The 18815-nt window shown below is 65.9% G+C and carries 19 protein-coding genes and 1 riboswitch; of the genes, 9 read left to right on the top strand and 10 right to left on the bottom strand.

What is annotated here, in order from left to right; genetic code table 11:
• Window positions 1-113 precede the first annotated feature (113 nt).
• From EEB18_RS15745 to EEB18_RS15725, 5 genes are all read left to right on the top strand, one after another.
• Window positions 114-2141 carry a protein-disulfide reductase DsbD family protein gene (locus EEB18_RS15745; RefSeq protein WP_262407954.1) on the top strand — a complete coding sequence of 676 codons (2028 nt, stop codon included), beginning with the start codon at window positions 114-116 and terminating at the stop codon, window positions 2139-2141.
• Complete coding sequence (locus tag EEB18_RS15740) at window positions 2141-2881, top strand: TlyA family RNA methyltransferase (protein ID WP_187140874.1); 741 nt, start codon at window positions 2141-2143, stop codon at window positions 2879-2881. Before EEB18_RS15745 ends, EEB18_RS15740 begins: the two co-directional genes overlap by 1 nt.
• Window positions 2882-2942: 61 nt before the next feature.
• Entirely contained in the window at window positions 2943-3491 is a 549-nt protein-coding gene (locus EEB18_RS15735) for a TspO/MBR family protein (protein ID WP_187140875.1), read from the top strand.
• A 39-nt stretch (window positions 3492-3530) separates the two neighbouring features.
• Window positions 3531-3845, top strand: coding sequence for an accessory factor UbiK family protein (locus tag EEB18_RS15730; protein ID WP_187140876.1), 315 nt, complete (start codon window positions 3531-3533; stop codon window positions 3843-3845).
• 134 nt (window positions 3846-3979) lie between these two features.
• Window positions 3980-4486 (top strand): YbjN domain-containing protein, encoded by a 507-nt coding sequence (locus EEB18_RS15725; protein WP_056346382.1) that lies wholly within the window; start codon window positions 3980-3982, stop codon window positions 4484-4486.
• Window positions 4487-4593: 107 nt separating this feature from the next.
• Here the strand turns inward: EEB18_RS15725 and EEB18_RS15720 are convergent, their stop codons facing one another.
• From EEB18_RS15720 to EEB18_RS15690, 7 genes are all read right to left on the bottom strand, one after another.
• The gene (locus EEB18_RS15720) at window positions 4594-5544 is read right to left on the bottom strand and encodes a right-handed parallel beta-helix repeat-containing protein (protein ID WP_187140877.1); all 951 of its coding nucleotides are present in this window, start codon (window positions 5542-5544) and stop codon (window positions 4594-4596) included.
• A gap of 114 nt (window positions 5545-5658) precedes the next feature.
• Window positions 5659-6102: a hypothetical protein gene (locus tag EEB18_RS15715; protein WP_187140878.1), complete on the bottom strand. Its 444-nt coding sequence runs from the start codon at window positions 6100-6102 to the stop codon at window positions 5659-5661.
• Between the two features lie 54 nt (window positions 6103-6156).
• Window positions 6157-7125 carry a phytanoyl-CoA dioxygenase family protein gene (locus EEB18_RS15710; protein WP_187140879.1) on the bottom strand — a complete coding sequence of 323 codons (969 nt, stop codon included), beginning with the start codon at window positions 7123-7125 and terminating at the stop codon, window positions 6157-6159.
• Between the two features lie 12 nt (window positions 7126-7137).
• Window positions 7138-9765, bottom strand: a complete 2628-nt coding sequence (gene metH / locus EEB18_RS15705; protein WP_187140956.1) for a methionine synthase — start codon at window positions 9763-9765, stop codon at window positions 7138-7140.
• 121 nt (window positions 9766-9886) lie between these two features.
• Window positions 9887-10939 (bottom strand): homocysteine S-methyltransferase family protein, encoded by a 1053-nt coding sequence (locus EEB18_RS15700; protein ID WP_187140880.1) that lies wholly within the window; start codon window positions 10937-10939, stop codon window positions 9887-9889.
• Window positions 10936-11877: a methylenetetrahydrofolate reductase [NAD(P)H] gene (gene metF, locus EEB18_RS15695; RefSeq protein ID WP_187140881.1), complete on the bottom strand. Its 942-nt coding sequence runs from the start codon at window positions 11875-11877 to the stop codon at window positions 10936-10938. Before metF ends, EEB18_RS15700 begins: the two co-directional genes overlap by 4 nt.
• Complete coding sequence (locus EEB18_RS15690) at window positions 11874-12860, bottom strand: ArsR/SmtB family transcription factor (protein ID WP_187140882.1); 987 nt, start codon at window positions 12858-12860, stop codon at window positions 11874-11876. Before EEB18_RS15690 ends, metF begins: the two co-directional genes overlap by 4 nt.
• Before the next feature lie 236 nt (window positions 12861-13096).
• Here EEB18_RS15690 and EEB18_RS15685 point away from each other — a divergent pair, with 236 nt between their 5' ends.
• The 4 genes from EEB18_RS15685 to EEB18_RS15670 all read left to right on the top strand — a co-directional run bounded on the left by EEB18_RS15685 (window position 13097) and on the right by EEB18_RS15670 (window position 15021).
• Window positions 13097-13414 (top strand): hypothetical protein, encoded by a 318-nt coding sequence (locus EEB18_RS15685; protein ID WP_056346370.1) that lies wholly within the window; start codon window positions 13097-13099, stop codon window positions 13412-13414.
• 187 nt (window positions 13415-13601) lie between these two features.
• Window positions 13602-13898: a hypothetical protein gene (locus EEB18_RS15680; RefSeq protein WP_056346368.1), complete on the top strand. Its 297-nt coding sequence runs from the start codon at window positions 13602-13604 to the stop codon at window positions 13896-13898.
• 81 nt (window positions 13899-13979) lie between these two features.
• Entirely contained in the window at window positions 13980-14192 is a 213-nt protein-coding gene (locus EEB18_RS15675; RefSeq protein WP_187140883.1) for a hypothetical protein, read from the top strand.
• 35 nt (window positions 14193-14227) lie between these two features.
• Window positions 14228-14319: riboswitch (ZMP/ZTP riboswitch) on the top strand.
• A 21-nt stretch (window positions 14320-14340) separates the two neighbouring features.
• Window positions 14341-15021 carry a DJ-1/PfpI family protein gene (locus EEB18_RS15670; RefSeq protein WP_187140884.1) on the top strand — a complete coding sequence of 227 codons (681 nt, stop codon included), beginning with the start codon at window positions 14341-14343 and terminating at the stop codon, window positions 15019-15021.
• On the opposite strand, the gene EEB18_RS15665 is transcribed toward EEB18_RS15670, so the two are convergent.
• From EEB18_RS15665 to groL, 3 genes are all read right to left on the bottom strand, one after another.
• Complete coding sequence (locus tag EEB18_RS15665) at window positions 15018-15830, bottom strand: glutaminyl-peptide cyclotransferase (RefSeq protein WP_187140885.1); 813 nt, start codon at window positions 15828-15830, stop codon at window positions 15018-15020. The genes EEB18_RS15670 and EEB18_RS15665 overlap by 4 nt on opposite strands.
• Window positions 15827-17011 (bottom strand): aspartyl beta-hydroxylase, encoded by a 1185-nt coding sequence (locus tag EEB18_RS15660; RefSeq protein ID WP_187140886.1) that lies wholly within the window; start codon window positions 17009-17011, stop codon window positions 15827-15829. The genes EEB18_RS15665 and EEB18_RS15660 overlap by 4 nt, the downstream gene beginning before the upstream one ends.
• 122 nt (window positions 17012-17133) lie before the next feature.
• Window positions 17134-18777, bottom strand: a complete 1644-nt coding sequence (gene groL / locus EEB18_RS15655) for a chaperonin GroEL (protein WP_056346359.1) — start codon at window positions 18775-18777, stop codon at window positions 17134-17136.
• Between the last annotated feature and the right edge of the window lie 38 nt (window positions 18778-18815).

The following is an 18815-nucleotide window of genomic DNA, read 5'->3' as shown; positions in this document are numbered from 1 at the left end:
GCGCGGGCTGTCCTCTCGACGAAAGCCGCCTATATGGCAAGCCTCGAACGATGGATGGACATAGGACGGGCATGGATCGCAGCAGGGACGCTTTTGTGACAGGGGCTTGGCGCATGCTGCTCGCCATGCTGGCGCTGGCGATGCTCGCCCTCGCCCCCGCCCGCGCGCAGCCGGTGAACATCACGCCCGAACTGATCGCCGAGTCGCCGACGCCCGCGCCGGGCACGACATCGACGCTGGCGCTGAGCATGACGCCCGGCAAGGGCTGGCACGGCTATTGGCTCAACGGCGGCGATGCCGGGTTCGGCATGTCGGTCGACTGGAACCAGCCCGACGGCGTGACCATCGAACCCTTCCGCTACCCGGTGCCCGAGGCGCTGATGCTCTTTGGCATGATGAACCATGTCTATGAGCATCCCTATGCGCTGCTCGCCGACGTCCGCATCGACAAAAGCGTCGCGCCGGGGACCGACCTGACGCTGTCGGGTATCGCCAACTGGCTCGCGTGCACCGACAAGGTCTGCGTGCCCGAAAAAGCAGTGGTGTCGGTCAAGCTGACCGCGGGCGACGGGGCGATCGCAGCGGCCTCGCGCACGCGCTTCGACGCCTGGCGCGCGCGGCTGCCGCAACCGCTCGACCGCCCGGGGACGTGGGAGCGCCGCGGCCAGACCTTGCGCTTCGGCATCCCGCTGCCCGAAGGCACGGCGATCGAGACACCGCACCTGTTCCTCGAAACGCAGAATCTGATCGATTATCCCGCCCCGCAAAGCTTCACCCGCAATGGCGACTGGATCATCGTCGAAACCCGCGCCAATGGCGACGCCACTGGCCCGGTGCAGGGGCTGGTCAAGCTCGCCGACGGGCGCGGATTGACGGTGGCGTTCGAACCGGCCGCGGTGCGGGCGGTCGGCGAACCGATCGCGGTCGCCAAGCCGGGTATCGATATGGGGCTGTTTTGGGCCGCGCTCGGCGGAGCGATTCTCGGCGGGCTGATCCTCAACCTGATGCCGTGCGTCTTTCCAATCCTCAGCCTCAAGGCGCTCAGCCTCGCGCGCTCGGCCGGCCATGCGCGCGAAGCGAAGGTCGAGGCGCTCGCCTACACCGCGGGGGCAGTGCTGGTCAGCCTCGCGCTCGGCGGCCTACTGCTCGCACTGCGCGCGGCGGGCGAACAGGTCGGCTGGGCGTTCCAATTGCAGCACCCGGTGAGCGTGTTCATCCTGCTGCTGCTCGCGATCGCGATCACGCTCAACCTGCTCGGCACTTACGAACTGCCCTCCTTCGGCGGCGGGCAGAAGCTCGCGGACCAGGGCGGCGCGGCCGGCGGCTTCTGGACCGGCGCGCTCGCGGCCTTTGTCGCGACACCGTGCAGCGGGCCGTTGCTCGGGACGGCGCTCGGCGCGACCTTGGTGCTCCCCGCCTGGGCGGCACTGCCGATCTTCGGCGGGCTTGGGCTGGGCCTCGCCCTGCCCTTCCTCGCGATCGGTTTCCTTCCCGCGCTGCGCCGCCGCCTGCCCAAGCCCGGGCCATGGATGGCAACCTTCCGCAAATGGATGGCGCTCCCGATGGGGATCACAGCCGTCGCCCTTGGCTGGCTGTTGACGCAACAGGTCGATGGATTGGGTTGGGGCGATATTTATAGCCCCATCGTCGCCAGCATCGGCGCCATCGCTCTCTATCGCCACTGGATGAAAGGTCCCGATCGGGGCCATGCCGGAAAGCTGTTGCTGCTGTTCCCCCCCCTTTTCATGGGACTCCTGACCTATGAAGTCGTAACGGCCACGCCCCCGACCATCGTCGGCGAAGCGCGCGGCGACCGCTTCACCCCCGAAGCCCTTGCCAAGGCGCGCGCCACCGGCAAGCCCGTCTTCGTCTATTTCACCGCCGACTGGTGCCTGTCGTGCAAGGCGAACGAGGCGGGCGCGATCAACCGCGCGGCGGTGCAAGAGGTCTTCAAGGCGAAGGGCGTCGTCACCCTCGTCGGCGACTGGACCAATGGCGATCCCGTCATCACCCGCACCCTCGCTGAACATGGCCGCAACAGCGTGCCGCTCTACCTCTGGTACGCGCCGGGTGCCGGCAAGCCCGAAATCCTGCCGCAGATCCTGACCCCCGGCACGCTCACCGATCTGGCCAGTCGCTGATGGCGAAGATCCGCGCTGACCAGTTGCTTGTCGACTTAGGCCTCGCCGAAAGCCGCACGCGGGCGCAGGCGCTGATCCTCGCCGGGCTCGCCTTTATCGGCGATCGCAAGGTCGACAAGGCGGGGCAACAGGTCGCCGCAGATGCCGCGATCAGCGTCAAGGGACGCGACCATCCGTGGGTGTCGCGCGGCGGGATCAAGCTCGACCATGCGCTGACCCACCTCGGCTGGGATGTGGCCGGCGCGGTCGCGATCGACGTCGGGTCGTCGACCGGCGGCTTCACCGACGTGCTGCTCAGCCGCGGCGCCGCCCGCGTCTATGCGGTCGATTCGGGCACCAACCAGCTCGCCTGGAAGCTGCGGCGGGACGACCGCGTCATCGTCCACGAACAGACGAGCGCGCGCATCCTGACGGCGGCGCATATCCCCGAACCCATCGACATGATCGTCTGCGACGCGAGCTTCATCGCGCTGTCGAAGGTCCTGCCGGTGCCGATGTCCTTCGCCCGCGACGCCGCACGCATGGTCGCGCTCATCAAGCCGCAGTTCGAGGCCGAACGCGGCGAGGTCGGCAAGAAGGGCGTCGTGCGTGATGCGGCGGTGCACGCGCGTATATGCACCGAGGTGCGGACCTGGCTGGAGGGCGAAGGCTGGACGGTCGTCGATCTGGTCGAAAGCCCGATCACCGGACCCGAGGGCAATGTCGAATTCCTGATCGCCGCCGTCAAAGGTCCCGCTTGACGCTGCGCCGCGCAATCGCGACACCGCTGCAACGGAATCGCAAGCGAGGGGTATTGCGGGGATGACGGAAATCGCCACGCCGGGTCAGCTACGCATGTCTTATCTTCGCTGGGCGCTGGTGACGGTTCCGGCGGTCGTCCTGCTCGGCAGCCTATCCGGCCTGCTGTCGAACAGCGGCTATACCAATCGCTGGTTCGCGGCGCTCGACCTGCCCACGATCACCCCGCCGGGCTGGGTGTTCGCCACCGTCTGGCCCGCGCTCTACATCTGTCTTGGCCTCTCGCTCGCGATGGTTCTGCATGCGCGCGGGGCGAAGGGACGCGGCATGGCGCTGCTGCTTTTCTTCGTTCAGCTGATCGCCAACTTCGCCTGGTCGCCGCTGTTTTTCGGCGCGCACGAGGTGACCAAGGCCTTTTACCTGATCGTCTTCATCCTGCTGATGACGATCGCCACCGCCTTCGCCTTCGCCCCGATCCGCAAGGCGGCGGCGTGGCTGCTCGTCCCCTATATGATCTGGCTGAGCTTTGCCGCGATCCTCAATTTCCAGATCGATCAGCGCAATCCCGACGCCGAAGCCCTTGTCCCGCACGCGGCAAGCACCCAGATATAGCCCGGCAAGGGGTCTCTCCCCCGACGAAGGAAGTAAGACATGCAGAGCGAAAACCGCTTTTTCGACGATCTGGCCAAGATGGTGAATGGCGTTGCCGGAACCGTCGCCGGCGCCGGCCGCGAGGCCGAATCCGCGATGCGCGAGCGCGCCAAGGAATGGATCGGCCGCATGGATTTCGTCAGCCGCGAGGAATTCGAGGCGGTGAAACAAATGGCCGCCACCGCGCGCGCCGAGGCCGAAGCGCTGAAGGCGCGGCTCGACAAGCTGGAAGGCGTGAGCAAGGCCGATACCGTCAGGACGCCCCCGGGCAAACCGGCGGCCAAGCCCGCCGCGGCGCGCAAGCCGAAAGCCTGATTTTATTCGTCGCCCCCGCGGAGGCGGGGGCCGCCGCCGGCGTAGCGCAAGGTTGCCAGCGGCCCCCGCCTTCGCGGGGGCGACGGTCTATGGCTGACTCGCAACTTTGAGAAATAGCCGCTAAAGGCGCGCGCATGAGTGACGATATCTACGACGAAGACGACGGCCATGACGCGGCGCCGATGGAAATGCTGGCGTCCTATTTCGCCGCGCACGACTGGCCGCACGAAATGGTCGGCGAGGACGAGATCGTCGCGACCGCGCAGGGCAGCTGGACGACCTATGAACTGCGCGCCGTGTGGCGCGCCGACGACGGCGTCATCCAGTTGCTCGCCTTTCCCGACATCCGCGTCGTCGAGGACAAGCGTGCCGTCGCGCACGAAGCGCTGGCGCTGATCAACGAACAGCTCTGGCTCGGCCATTTCGAGCTGTGGTCGAACAGCGGCACGATATTGTTCCGCCACGGCCTGCTGCTCGGCAGCGAGGCCTCGCTGCCGCTCGACCTCACCGAAACGCTGATCGAAAGCGCGATCGACGAATGCGAGCGCTTTTACCCGGTGTTCCAGTTCGTGCTGTGGGGCGGCAAAAGCCCGGCGGAAGCGCTGGCGGCATCGCTGATCGAAACGCGCGGCGAGGCCTGACGCCCACCCCTATTCCGTTTGTGTCGCGCGAAGTCGAGACAGGTGAAAGCGCGCACGATATCGGCGTGTCTCGACTTCGCTCGACACAAAAGGGTTGAGAGATTCGTTTAGCGCTTCTCGAACCGCGTCAGCCCCGCACCCAGCTCATTCTGCCCGATCGCCAGCGCCTCGCCGCTCCAGTCGGCGACGAACACCGATTTGCGGTCCATACCCGCAGGCAGGGTCGCACGATTGCCTTCGATCACCAGCCCGCGCGACGGGTTCTTGCGCTCCTCGGCGGCAATCGCGATCAGAGCGGAGTAATTTTCCTTGTCGCGGCCCTGGATCAGCATGTTGTTCGCGATCCGGCCGACCGATCCCGACGGCAGGTCGATCATATAATTGGTCGCGGTGCCCTGCGTATCGTCGAAACTATTGTCGCGCACATCGACCTGAATACCGCGCGACTTGAAATAATGGCCGCCGCTGCCCTTTTCGAAACGCGTGCGGGTGACGACGACACGGCCGTAAATGCCGGTGTAGACGCTGTGCGCGCAGCTCAGCCCGCGGTCGCAGCGGCCGAGGCGCGAGAAGGTCGACCGGTCGATGGTCAGCGTCGCCTCGGGATCGTCAGCGGTAAGGATGCCTTCCTCGCTGTTGCGGAACAGGCTATTGGCGATTTCGAGGTCGCTTTTCTCCAGCCGGATGCCCGCGCCATTGCCGTCGGGCACGCGCATGTTCTGGAACACGATCCCGTCGACCTTCGCGCCCGCGCCGCGCAGTACCAGCGCCGCCTTGCCCTCGCAGGTCACACCGTCGAAGATCGCACGGCCCGGTTCGGCGGCGACGAAGGCGATGCGCCCTGCGGTCTGGATCGCGCAGTCGCGATGATAGCCCGGCGCGATGGTGATCGTGCCCTGCCCCTCGCCGATCGCGTCGACCGCATCCTGCAGGCGCGAGAAGCCCCGGCCGTCGATGCTGTAGGGGGCACCGCCACCGGTTTGCGCGGGCGCGGGGGCGGCAATAACCGCGGCGGCGATGAGCAGCGCGGTGACGAGGCTGGGACGAATGCGGATCATCGCGCACCTATAGGCGACGGGGGCGAGACAGTCGTTTGCAAGGCTGGTTAATATCGGCGCCGTCCCGAAAGCGGACGGTTGACGTGCTATGGGTTAAGGGCAGGTTTAGGACAGTTAGCTGCCATTCGCTGCAACTCGGTTTGCTGCCATTCCACCGCATGGCGCAGACTCGTTTTTCATACCGTCCTCAACTGCGATGCGAATCCGTTTGCCAGCAACTGTAACCGATGCGGGGACGTCCATCTTCTTCGCACTATCAAATCGGAGAACCAGCGTGTTGGCGTCATTCCAGTGAAGGTCGATGCCATATGCACAATCACTTCGAACGGCGCCGTATAAACTGCCGGCATTGACGGGCTTTTCACCTTGATGGTCCGCCGGGTGAAGCTCAATCAGGTAACCGAAGGAGGTCGTGGCGCCGCCGTTTGTTTCCAGCAAGATCGCATGAACGCGCCCATCAGGCGATTTAGCCCAAGCCACTTCGTCCCGAGAAGAGCCGCCGAGCGCATCGGTGCAAGACACGAGCAAGAACAGCAAAATCGCGATTTGGGTGCGCATCTTTGATTAGTTGCCACCTTAGCAGCATGTCCGCAACCGTTCGAAACCCACCCCTCACCGCCAGGGTCGGATCGTCATATCGGGCGAATAATAGGTCAGATATTGCGCCAGCCGCGGCTTGTCCGAGCGGTTCGGGCTTGCTGCATGGGGCAGGTCCTGGCGCCATATGATCAGATCGCCCGCCTTGCCCGCGATGTGCTTCACGTCAGCCGAGAGGTCGGCCTCACGCGGGTTGGCGCCGCCCAGGCCCGCCAGCCAGCCATCGATGCGCTTGTGAAAACCGGGCACGCAGCGGAATGCGCCCTGATCCTCGGCAGTGTCGCTGAGATAGAGGACCGCCTGCGTTCCGAACGGGATCGGCTGGACCAGGCTGGCATCCCAATGCACGTCCGATCCCGCGAACGGCCGGTCGGCGCGCTCGGGCGGGTTGAAACCCATGCGATCGATCGTCACCCACAGATTTTCGCTGCCCCAGAGCTGCGAAAACGCCTTATGGACGCGCGGGCTGCGCCGCGCGGCTTCGAGCGCGGGATGCTGGAAATGCGGCACCATGATGCCGTTGGTCTTCGCCGTGAACCAGCTTTCGACATCGTCGGGCGACGCGTCGATCACTCCCCAGAGCAGCGCCTTGACCGCCGCAATCTCGTCTGCACCGATCGCGTCGGACAGGATCACATAGCCATGCGCGTCCCAATGGGCGAGCGCGGCGGCGTCGAGCACGTCGGGCATCGCCGCGATCGCATCGAGTTGCGCTTGCGCGTCCCCGCCCGGCGGCATTTCATAGAGCCAGGCGTGATAGCGATCGACGAGGCGCGGGTCGGGCGGACCGGCGGTTTCGAGGATCCACGCCTGGAAACCCGCATAGTCGGGTTTCACCTGATAAAGCTGTTCGAACACCTGCTGGTTGCCGAGGCCCAGCGTGTCGAGCAGCAGCTTGCCCACCATCTCGTCGAGCGGCGGTCCCTTGCCGCTGTGCGACGCCCAAAATTCCTCGAGACAGGCGATTTCAAGCACTTCGGACATGGAAAGCCTTCGTCAGTCGAGGTTGGGGCGCAGCCAGCGCGTCGCGGTCTCGATATCGACCCCGCGCCGCTCTGCATAGTCCGCAAGCTGATCGCTGCCGATCCGCGCCACCCCGAAATATTGGCTCTCGGGATGGCCGAAATAGAAACCGCTGACCGCAGCGGTGGGCAGCATCGCATAGCTTTCGGTGAGCACCAGCCCGGCCGTGTCACCCGCCTGCAACAGGTCGAACAGGATCGGTTTCAGGCTGTGGTCGGGGCACGCCGGATAGCCGGGCGCCGGACGGATGCCGCGATATTCCTCCTTGATCAGCGCCTCGTTGGTCAGTTGCTCACCGGGCGCATAACCCCACAAGGTCGTGCGAACATGCTGGTGCAGCCGCTCGGCAAAGGCCTCGGCGAAGCGGTCGGCGAGCGCCTTCAGCAAGATGTCCGAATAATCGTCCTTGTCGGCGCGAAAGCGCTCCGAATGCGGCTCGATGCCGTGGATGCCGACCGCGAAACCGCCCATCCAGTCGCCCGCCGGGTCGATGAAGTCGGCAAGGCACATATTGGCGCGGTCGCGGCTCTTCTTGATCTGCTGGCGCAGGAAGGGGAGCGTCACATGGCGCTCTTCTTCGGCGAGGTGGATAGTGACGCTGTCGCCGTCGCGGGCGCAGGGCCAGAAGGCGCAGACGCCGCGTGCGGTCAGCCATTTCTCCGCGATCAACTGGTCGAGCATCGCATCGGCGTCGGCCTTGAGCGCCCGCGCGGTTTCGCCGACGATCTCGTCGTTCATGATCGACGGCCAGGTGCCGTGCAATTCCCACGCCCGGAAGAAGGGCGTCCAGTCGATGCAATCGCGCAAATCCTCGAGCGACCAGTCGTCGAAGCGGTGCTGCCCGGGCTGGAGCGGCGGCGGCGGTTTGTCGCTGAGATAGGCGTCGTAATAATTGGCGCGCGCCTCTTCGAGCGTATGCAGCACGCTCTGTCCCTTGCCCGCGCGCACGTCGCGAACATGGGCGTAGTCGTCCTTGAAGCCCTGCACATAAGCGTCGCGCCCGGTGTCGCTGACCAGCGCGGTCGCAACGCCGACCGCGCGGCTCGCGTCGAGCACATGGAGCACCGGCCCCTTGTACGCGACGTCGATGCGCAGCGCGGTGTGGACCCTCGACGTCGTCGCGCCGCCGATCAGCAGCGGCATCGTCATGCCGGCGCGCTGCATCTCCTCGGCCACCGTCACCATTTCGTCGAGCGAGGGGGTGATCAGCCCCGACAGGCCGATGATGTCGGCGTCATTCTCGTTCGCCGCTTCGAGGATTTTCGACCAGGGCACCATGACGCCGAGATCGACGATCTCGAAGCCGTTGCACTGGAGCACGACGCCGACGATATTCTTGCCGATGTCGTGGACGTCGCCCTTGACGGTCGCCATCACGACCTTGCCCTTGCCCTTCGCGCCCGGTTCCTTCGACGCCTCGATGAAGGGCAACAGGTGCGCGACCGCCTTCTTCATCACGCGCGCCGATTTCACCACCTGCGGCAGGAACATCTTGCCCGATCCGAACAGGTCGCCGACGACGTTCATGCCGTCCATCAGCGGCCCCTCGATCACCTCGATCGGCCGCGGCAGCAGCAGGCGCATTTCCTCGGTGTCCTCGACGACATGGGCGTCGATGCCCTTGACCAGCGCATGTTCGAGCCGCTTGGCGACCGGCCAGCCGCGCCATTCCTCGGCCGCCTTTTCCTGCGCCGGATTGCTGCCCTTGTAACGTTCGGCGAGCGCGATCAGCCGCTCGGTCGGCGATTCCACCTCTCCTTCAACCTTGCGGTTGAGCACAACATCCTCGCACGCCTGCCGCAGCTCGGGATCGATCGTGTCATAGACGTCGAGCTGCCCCGCGTTGACGATCGCCATGTCGAGCCCGGCGGGGATCGCATAATAAAGAAAGACGCTGTGCATCGCGCGGCGTACCGTCTCGTTGCCGCGGAAGCCGAACGACAGGTTGGAAAGCCCGCCCGAAAAATGGACGTGCGGGCAACGGACGCGGATCACCTTGACCGCCTCGATGAAATCGACGGCATAATTGTCATGCTCTTCGAGCCCCGTCGCGACCGCGAAGACATTGGGATCGAAGATGATGTCCTCGGGCGGAAAGCCGATACCCACGAGCAGCTTGTAGGCGCGCTCGCAGATCTCGATCTTGCGTTCCATCGTGTCGGCCTGCCCGACCTCGTCGAACGCCATGACGACGACCGCGGCGCCATAGGCCATGCATTTGCGCGCATGTTCCAGGAAGGGTTCTTCGCCCTCCTTCATGCTGATCGAATTGACGATCGGCTTGCCGGGGACGCATTTCAGCCCCGCCTCGATCACGCTCCATTTCGAGCTGTCGATCATCACCGGAACCCGCGCGATATCGGGTTCGGCGGCGATGAGCTTGAGGAAGGTCGTCATCGCATATTCGGCGTCGAGCAGCCCTTCGTCCATGTTGACGTCGATGATCTGCGCGCCATTCTCGACCTGCTGGCGCGCGACCTCGACCGCCGCGGTATAGTCGTCGGCGAGGATCAGCTTCTTGAACGCCGCCGAGCCGGTGACGTTGGTGCGCTCGCCGATATTGACGAAATTGGTGGCGGAGGAGGAGGCGGTTTCGGTCATCTGATCCATCTTCTCCCCTCCCGCTTGCGGGAGGGGTCGGGGGAGGGCTTGTTCAATCATCGTCGGTCGGTGCGGGGTGAGACAGGCCCTCCCCTAACCCCTCCCGCAGGCGGGAGGGGGACTATGCCGCCATCGTGAAGGGTTCGAGGCCGGCGAGGCGCGTGCGCACGGGCACCTGCGGCAATGCGCGCGGCGTGAGGCCGGTCACCGCCTTTGCCATCGCCGCGATATGCGCCGGGGTCGAACCGCAGCAGCCGCCGAGAATATTGACCTGGCCGTGCTCGGCCCATTCGCCGACAAGGCCCGCGGTGGTATCGGGCATCTCGTCATATTCGCCAAGTTCGTTGGGCAGGCCGGCGTTGGGATAGACCATCACCAGCGCGTCGGCGATTTCCGATAGCACTTTCACATGCGGGCGCAGCTGCGCCGCCCCGAACGAACAGTTGAGCCCGATCGTAAGAGGCTTGGCGTGGCGCACCGCGTACCAGAAGGCCTCGACCGTATGCCCCGACAGGTTGCGCCCCGACAGGTCGGTGAGCGTCATCGAGATCATCAGCGGCAGCTCGCGCCCGACCTTCGCCTCGGCCTCGATCACCGCGGCGATGCCCGCCTTGGCGTTGAGCGTGTCGAAGATCGTCTCGATCAGGATGAAGTCGGCGCCGCCCTCGGCCAGCGCGATCGTTTGCTCAAGATAGACGGTCTTGAGATGGTCGAAGTCGATCTCGCGAAACCCGGGATCGTTGACGTCAGGCGACAGGGACAAGGTCTTATTGGTCGGCCCGATCGCTCCGGCGACAAAGCGCGGGCGCCCGTCCCTCGCGGCATATTCGTCGGCGAGCCGCCGCGCTATCTTTGCACTCTCGACATTGATATCGCGGACCAGATGCTCGGCCCCGTAATCCGCCTGGCTGATCATATTGGCCGAGAAGGTGTTGGTCGAGACGATGTCCGATCCGGCGTCCAGATAGGCGCGGGTGATCGTCTCCGGTACCTCGGGCCTGGTGATCGCGAGGATGTCGTTGTTGCCCTTCTGGTCGTGGCTCAGCCCGAGCGACCCGGCATAATCCGCCTCGGCCAGCTTCCAGTTCTGAATCTCGGTCCCGAACGCACCATCGGTGAGCAGGATGCGTTTCTTGGCGGCAGCGATCAGGGCTTCGCGGGCGGTGGTCGTCATGCGGCTTTCTCCGTCGCGGGCGCCGCCGGACGAACCCCCAGCATATGGCAGATCGCATAGCTGAGTTCGGCGCGGTTGAGCGTGTAGAAATGGAAATCGCGAACCCCGCCCGCGTACAGCCGGCGGCACAATTCGGCGGCGGTCGTCGCGGCGACGAGCTGGCGCGCGGCGGGGAGGTCGTCGAGCCCCTCGAACAATGAAGCCAGCCAGCGCGGCACGTCGGTGCCGCACATCGCCGACATGCGCTGGATCGCGGCGAAATTGCTGACCGGCATGATCCCGGGCAGGATCGGCGCGGTGATCCCCGCCGCCGCCGCGGCATCGCGGAAACGGAAGAAGGTATCGGGTTCGAAGAAGAATTGCGTCATCGCGCGGGTCGCCCCGGCGTCGAGCTTGCGCTTGAGATTGTCCAGATCGGCCTGCGGACTCAGCGCCTCGGGGTGCATCTCGGGATTGGCGGCGACCGAGATCTCGAACGGCGCAATCTCGAGCAGGCCCGACACCAGATCGGCGGCGCAGCCATAACCATCGGGGTGGGCGCGGAAGCTCTCGCCCTTCACCGGCGGGTCGCCGCGCAGCGCGACGATGTGGCGGATGCCGGCATCCCAATAGGCCTGGGCGACCTCGGCGATCTCGCCGCGGCTGGCATCGACGCAGGTCAGGTGCGCGGCGGCGGGGATGCCCGTTTCCTGAACGATGCGCGCGACGGTCGCGTGGGTGCGCTCGCGCGTCGACCCGCCCGCGCCATAGGTCACCGATACGAAGCGCGGACCGAGCGGTTCGAGCGTGCGGATCGAGTCCCACAAAGTCTCGCCCATCTTCTCGGTCTTGGGCGGGAAAAATTCGAAGCTGATGCCGATGTCGCCGGCGAGTCCGGCAAACAGGGGCGACGCGGCGGCGCGATGCGCCTCTGCCAGCGAGTTGAGATTGGTCGTCATGCCGCAAGCCTTTTGCGCTGCCCGTCCTCGCGAACGGGGGATTGATCTTCGTCCGAGCGGCGGCGGCCGAGCCAGAGCTTGACCGCCAGATCGCCGCCTTCGAGCGTTTGCGAATTTTCGAGCACCATGCCCGCCGAGGCAAACCAGCCGCGTATCTGCGCGTCCGAAAAGCCGAGGCGCGCGTGCGCGGCGACGTTGCGCATTTCCTCGTCCTCGTGCGGCGCGAAATCGACGATCAACAGATGCCCGCCGCCCCGCAGCACCCGGCTGGCCTCGGCGATCACGCGGTCGGGTTCGTGCGCGAAGTGCAGCGCCTGATGGATCACGATGCTGTCGATCGTCGCGTCGTCGAGCGGCAGGTTCAGGAAATCGCCCTGCACCAGGTCGATCGGCACCGGCTGGTCGGCGAGCTTGGCGCGTGCGATGCGCAGCATTTCGGGGCTGCGGTCGAGCGCGGTGATACGGCGCACGCTCGGCGCAAAAATCTCCGCCATCCGACCCGTCCCGGTGCCGATATCGAGCAGATGGCCGAGCCGGCGGCCCGCCACCAGCGCGAGCATCGCCGCCTCGACTTCGCTTTCGGGAATATGGCGCGAACGGATCGCGTCCCATTCGGCGGCATGATCGGCGAAATAGCGTTCGGCAACCGCGGCGCGTTCGGTGCGCACCGCAGCAAGCCGCTGCGCGTCATAGCCGATGATCAGCGCCTCGCGCGGCGAGAAGGGCCAGAGTTCGGCGCGCGCCAGGATTTCGCCGACCGGACCACCCTCGGCGATACGCAGGAACACCCAGCTCCCCTCGCGGCGGCGCTCGATGATCCCGGCGTCGGCAAGGATACGGACGTGGCGCGATACGCGTGGCTGGCTTTGTTCGAGGACGACCGCAAGCTCGCCGATCGCCAGTTCCATCTCGCGCAGCAAGGCGACGACTCGCAGGCGGGTCGGGTCGGCCAAGGCACGGAAAATGTCGATAAGCTCGGTCACATACGCACATATAAAGATTTCTTTATATCCAGTCAACCGAGCGCGGCGCCGCATTTCCGGCGCCTTTCCCAAAGATGAACGACCGCCTCGTCTCATTTGCGCCAGACCACGCAAAAAGCCCGTTGCACCGGATTCTGCGAAATTGTAGCGGTAAGGGCGGTTGGCAACTCGCCGGGTTCGGAATGGACCGTCTCCGGAATGCTACCGATCAGTTCAATCGAGAGGGGTATTCCCATATGAAAAAGTCGATCACTCTGTCGCTCGTCCTCGCCGCCTCGCTGGGCCTCGCCGCTTGCGGCGAAAAGAAGGCTGACGAAGCCGCAACCCCCGAAGCGACGACCGAAGCCACCACCGAAGGTGCTGCCGACGGTGCGATGGACGCCGCTGCCGGTGCCGCCGACGCGACCGCCGCTGCCGCTGGCGAAGCTGCCGACGCCGCGACCGGCGCCGCCGACAAGGCTGGTGAAGCTGCCGACAAGGCCGGTGAAGCTGCCAAGGCCGCTACCGAAGCGACCGACGCTGCCAAGGCTGCTGTCGACGCTGCCAAGAAGTAAGCGTTCCGCCAGTCTTTCGACTGAAGGAATAAGGGGTCGCCGGCGCAAGCCGGCGGCCCTTTTCCGTTTTGGAACAAGGACCAGCGCCCCGCACCGCTGCTCTACGGTTGCCAAGCGCGCGACGGGGGGTTAGTCCTTGCCGTCAGGGACCGGATGCCGGTCACCTTGGCATTCGAAAGGAATTACCATGCGTAAACTCATCATCGCGTCGATCGCCGCTGCGGCTTTCAGCCTGACCGCCTGCTCGGAAAAGGCGAAGGAAGAAACCTCGGAAGCCGGCGCCGCCGTGGCCGATGACGCCGCCGCTGCCGGCGATGCCGTTGCCGCCGGTGCAGCCGATGCCGCCGACGCGACCGCCGCTGCCGCCGACAAGGCCGGCAACGCCGTCGAAGGCACCGTGAACGCCGCCGGCGACGCCGCTGCCGCCGCTGGCGACAAGATCAAGGACGAAACCGCCAAGGCAGAAGCCAACGACAAGAAGTAAGTCGTTGGCGCGCTGACGCGTGCATCAAAAAGAGGGCTCCATTCCAAAGCGGATGGAGCCCTTTTTTGCGGGAGAGAGACGATGCCGAACCGCAGGACCGCCACGCTGGCCCCCGTTGCCGCGGCGCTGATGCTGATGACCGGGTGCGGCGGCACCGACAATGAACCCGGCCCGGGCGGCGTGACCGTCGGCGAAGCCAAGGCGCTCGACGATGCCGCCGAGATGCTCGAAAGCCGCGATGGCACGGCGCCCCCCGACGCGACCGCCGCCGATCAGGATCAGGCGAAGAAATAACCGCCTTCCGTCCGCGCCACCGCGGCGCTAGAATGGAGGCGTCCCGCGACTGGCGCTGAAGATGGAGTCCCATCGGGAAGCGGGACGGACCGGTTGGTCCTGCGAGCCGCGCGCCTGGGTGATCCATCGCCAGCGCAAGGACACGCCCATGACCGATATCCGGCCGACCACCATCGTCTTCCTGCTGTTCCCCGGCATCACCCAACTCGATTTCACCGCGCCCGCTCAGGCCTTGAGCCGCATGCCCGGGGCCACACTCGTCGGTGCGGCGGCGAACCTCGATCCGATCGTCACCGACAGTGGCTTTTCAATCCTGCCGACGCATGATTTCGCCTCGGCGCCGCAAGCCGACATTCTCTGCGTTCCCGGCGGCCACGGCGTGGTCGACGCTTTGGGCGATCAGGCAACGATCGCTTTCATCGCGCGGCAGGCGGCGGGCGCGGCATGGGTGACGTGCGTGTGCACCGGCGCCTTCCTGCTCGGCCGCGCCGGGCTGCTCGCGGGCAAGCGCGCGACGACGCATTGGGGCTACACCCATCTTTTGCCGCGCGTCGGCGCCGAACCGGTGAAGGCACGCGTCGTCGAACATGGCAATATCGTCACCTGCGGCGGCGTGACCTCGGGCCTCGATTTCGCGCTCACCCTGATCGCGCGGCTGAAGGGCGAGGCGGTCGCACAGGCGATCCAGCTCGCGATCGAATATGACCCCGCACCGCCCTTCGCCGGCGGCCATCCCGACCGGACGCCCGCCGCGATTACCGCCGACCTGAAGACGCGGGTCTATGATGCCGCAGCGGCAAAGATGGAGGAAGCGCTGACGCCGCCCTAGCGGCAGTCGGTCAGCGCAATCTCGAACAGCTTCGACCAATATTTGCCCGTGACGAACAAGCGCTTCTTGTTCGCGTCCCACGCGATGCCGTTGAGCACCGCGTCGGGATCGCCAGCGCCTGCGGTCGCGCTCAATCCCGTCAGGTCGACATATGATTTGACGGTTCCCGTTGCGGGGTCGATGCGCACGATCGCGTCGGTCATCCAGACATTGGCCCAGATTTCGCCCTTGATCGTTTCGAGTTCGTTGAGCATCGCCAGCGGCCGGCCGGCGAAGCGCACCGTAACCTTGCCCTTTTCGGTCATTGTCGCGGGATCGAAAAAGCGCAGGTCGGGCGTGCCATCGCTGAGAACGAGATCGTCGCCGACCATCGTGACCCCCCAGCCCTCGCCCTTGTAGCAGAAATCGCCGATCGGTTTCAGGTCCTGAAGCCGCCAGCGATGGCCAACGCCGCCCTGCCAGGTGACGCCGATGATCTGGTCGCGCCAGCGCGTGATGCCCTCACCGAACTCGTCGACGGGCAGCTTCGTTTCGGCGAGCGCCTTGCCCGTCGCAAGGTCGAGCCGCGCGAGGCGCGAGCGGCCATATTGGCCGGTACCTTCGTAAAGATAGCCATCGTGCCAGAAGAGCCCCTGGGTGAAGCTGTCCTTGTCGTGCGGATAGGTCTCGACGATGCGATAGCCGCAGCGCGGCACCGTCGGCAGTGCGGGCTCGGCCACGGCGGGCGCGGGGGCCGGCGCGGGCGGGGTGGCGACGGCGGGCAGCGCGAGCGCCGCCGCAGCGATCAGGAGCACGCGCGACGCGATCATGCCACCGGCTCCGACGGCGTCTTGGCCGCGAGCCGCAGTTCCTCGATCCGCGCATGAGTCGCGAGCAGGGGTGCGGCGGCGGCGCGCAGCGCGGGCGACGCCTCGCGCTGCTTGGCCGCGGAATCGCCGGTGAAGGCCTGTCCGGGCGCCTTCGAATAGCGCCCACCCGCCGCGACGATCTTGTCGAGCGAGGCCGCATCGGGCGCGACCCCGAAATGCGGCAGGAGCGCGTCGGTCAAGGCGGCGGGAAGCTGGTCATAGTTGAGCAGCAGGCAATCGCCGTCGACCGCGTCCGCCGCGGCCGAGCAGATTTGTCCGAGGATCCACGCGGGATAATCCTCCGCCGCCGCGCCTTCCGCCGGATCGACACCATAGGCCTCGAGCGGCAGCACCCCGGGCCGGCAATGCATCCCCGGACGGCGCTGCTGCGATACCAGTACCTCGACGGGATCGCGGTAGAGAAAGGTCCACGGCGTGCCGGGCCATATACCGCGGAGCAGCGGCAGCACGAGAGCGTGCCAGGCGTCGAGCTTGATGAAGCGATGCCGGGCATCGCCGCCGCGGTCGCGGGTCAGCGCGCCGGCCATCGCGCGGATCGCAGCGGGCGACACCTGCCCCAGTCCGACAAGCTGGATCACCGTGTCGAGGACCGGCGGTTCGGCGAGGACGATATGGTCGGGCGCCGCGCCGAGCATCTGGCCGACGAGCGTCGAACCGCAGCGCGACATGTGGAAGACGAGTCCGTCGGGCGGCGGCGCCTCGACGAAAGGCTCGATCGCCGACAGCGGGGTCGCGGTGCGCATCAGCCGGTTGAACGGCAGCAGCCGGACCTTGCGCCATGTTTCCTCGAAAAAGGGATCGGTCAGCGGCAGGCCGGCGAAATGCAGCCATTCGATGACGATCGCACCCTGATAGGGTTTGAGTTCGACCGGCAACCAGTGGCGCGGCGGCGCCTCGGCCAGCCGCAGCGCGGGCAGTTCCTGCTCCATCTGCGGCGTCGCGGCGCGGGCAAGGCCGGCGGCAAAGGCATCGCGTGTGATCGGCAGGCCGAGCTCGGCAGCATAAGCCGTGATCGCGTCGAGAAAGGTCGCCGTATCGGCAAGCGGAGCAAGCCGGAGCTGCGCCGCCTCATCGGCCAGCAGCGCGGCGCGGAGGCGGTCGATGGGGGTGGCGGTTGTCATGCCCCTTCCATGCCCTTCCCTCGCTTGTCCCGCAAGCGCGAGGGACAAAGGGAAAGGGCCGGAGAGTTTCCTCCCCGGCCCTTCCTGTCAGCTTGCGCCGAGCGATGGGTGCAACAGGGACTTTAGAAGTCCATGCCGCCCATGCCGCCCATGCCGCCGCCGCCCATGGGCATGGCGGGCTTGTCGTCGGGCGTTTCGGCGATGCCGGCTTCGGTGGTGATCAGCAGACCGGCAACCGAGGCGGCATCCTGAAGCGCGATGCGGACGACCTTGGTCGGGTCGATGACACCGGCCTTGACCAGGTCTTCATAGACGTCGGTCGAGGCGTTGAAGCCGAAGCTCGTGTCCTTCTGGTCGAACAGCTTGCCCGCGACGACACCGCCGTCGAAGCCCGCGTTTTCGGCGATCTGGCGAACCGGAGCCTGCAACGCGCGACGGATGATGTCGATGCCGCGGGTCTGGTCTTCGTTGATGCCCGACAGGCCTTCGAGGGCCTTGGTCGCGTACAGCAGCGCCGTACCGCCGCCGGGGACGATGCCTTCTTCGACCGCAGCGCGGGTCGCATGCAGCGCGTCGTCGACGCGATCCTTGCGTTCCTTCACTTCGACTTCCGAAGCGCCGCCGACCTTGATCACCGCAACACCGCCGGCGAGCTTCGCCAGACGTTCCTGCAGCTTTTCCTTGTCGTAGTCGCTGGTCGTCGTTTCGATCTGGGCGCGAATCTGTTCGACGCGGCCCTTGATCGTCGCGGCTTCACCGGCACCGTCGACGATGGTGGTGTTGTCCTTGTCGATGGTGACGCGCTTGGCCTGGCCGAGCATGGCGAGCGTGACGGTTTCGAGCTTGATGCCCAGGTCTTCGCTGATCATTTCACCGGCGGTGAGGATCGCGATGTCCTGCAGCATCGCCTTGCGACGATCGCCGAAGCCCGGTGCCTTGACGGCCGCGACCTTCAGGCCGCCGCGCAGGCGGTTGACCACCAGCGTCGCGAGCGCTTCGCCTTCGATGTCTTCGGCGATGATCAGCAGCGGGCGACCCGACTGAACCACGGCTTCGAGGATCGGCAGCATCGCCTGCAGGTTCGAAAGCTTCTTTTCGAAGATCAGGATGTACGGATCGGCCAGCTCGACGAGCATCTTTTCCGGGTTGGTGATGAAGTAGGGCGACAGGTAACCGCGGTCGAACTGCATGCCTTCGACGACGTCGAGTTCGAAATCGAGGCCCTTGGCTTCCTCGACGGTGATCACGCCTTCCTTGCCGACCTTTTCCATCGCTTCGGCGATCTTCTCGCCGACTTCGGTGTCGCCATTGGCCGAGATGATGCCGACCTGGGCGATTTCAGCGGTGCCCGAAACGGGCTTCGACTGTGCCTTGATCGTTTCGACAACCTTGGTGACCGCGAGGTCGATGCCGCGCTTCAGGTCCATCGGGTTCATGCCGGCGGCAACCGACTTCATGCCTTCGCGCACGATCGCCTGGGCGAGAACGGTCGCGGTGGTGGTGCCGTCGCCGGCCTTGTCGTTCGCCTTCGATGCGACTTCGCGCAGCATCTGGGCGCCCATGTTTTCGAACTTGTCCTTGAGTTCGATTTCCTTGGCGACGGTGACGCCGTCCTTGGTGATGCGGGGCGCGCCGAAGCTCTTGTCGATCACGACGTTGCGGCCCTTGGGACCGAGGGTGACCTTCACCGCGTCGGCGAGGGTGTCGACACCGCGCAGGATGCGTTCGCGCGCGTCGCGCGAGAATTTGACGTCTTTAGCAGCCATGGGCTTGTTCCTTTGAAATGCACGGAAAACCGCGCAAC

The sequence above is a fragment of the Sphingopyxis sp. OPL5 genome (assembly GCF_003797775.2).
In the GTDB taxonomy this organism is placed as follows: Bacteria; Pseudomonadota; Alphaproteobacteria; order Sphingomonadales; family Sphingomonadaceae; genus Sphingopyxis.
Note: the sequence above shows the minus strand (reverse complement) of the source record. Positions and strands in the feature narration are given on the sequence as shown.